At 68.7% G+C, this 579-nt stretch carries 1 protein-coding gene and 1 pseudogene; both read right to left on the bottom strand.

The annotated features are described in order from the left end of the window. On the bottom strand, window positions 1-126 hold a 126-nt coding region (locus JGS39_RS40075), incomplete at its 3' end, for a SidA/IucD/PvdA family monooxygenase (protein ID WP_219574662.1). After that, a pseudogene (locus tag JGS39_RS40070) lies at window positions 123-579 on the bottom strand (aspartate aminotransferase family protein); the annotation flags it as partial. The pseudogene JGS39_RS40070 and the gene JGS39_RS40075, both read right to left, overlap by 4 nt.

Below are 579 nucleotides of genomic sequence, written 5' to 3'. Positions count from 1 at the left end.
GGTGATGGGGGTGGGGAGGCCGTGGGTGAGGGCGGCGAGGGAGAGGTTGAAAGGGCCGATGCCGATGCCGACGAGGTCGTGGGGCTGATCGGTCTCGGGGGTGGGCCGGTCGGTCCGGGCTGTCATCGGTTGGGGCTGCTTTCTGTGAGTTCGGTGGTGAGGTGGGTGACGAGGTCGAGGAGTTTGTTGAGGTCGTCGGGGGTGGTGTGGGGGTTGAGGAGGGTGGCTTTGAGCCAGAGGTGTCCGTGGGTGCGGGTGCGGCCGAGTACGGCGTGGCCTCGGGTGAGGAGGGTGCGGCGAATGGTGGCGACGGTGTGGTCGTCGGCGTTGGTGGGGCGGAAGAGGACGGTGGTGATGGTGGGGCGGTCGTAGAGGTCGAGGGTGGGGTGTTTGGTGATGAGGTCGGCGAGGTGGTGGGCGGCGGTGCAGGTGCGGTCGATGAGGTCGGCGAGTCCGGTGCGGCCGAGGGCTTGGAGAGTGACGGCGATTTTGAGTGCGTCGGGGCGGCGGGTGGTTCGCAGTGAGCGGCCGAGGAGGTCGGGGAGTCCGGCTTGGGTGTCGTCGTCGGCGTTGAGGTAG

The organism is Streptomyces poriferorum (assembly GCF_019399235.1).
Lineage (GTDB): Bacteria > Actinomycetota > Actinomycetes > Streptomycetales > Streptomycetaceae > Streptomyces > Streptomyces poriferorum.
The sequence above is the reverse complement of the archived record's forward strand: the minus strand, read 5'-3'. Positions and strand labels throughout refer to the sequence as shown.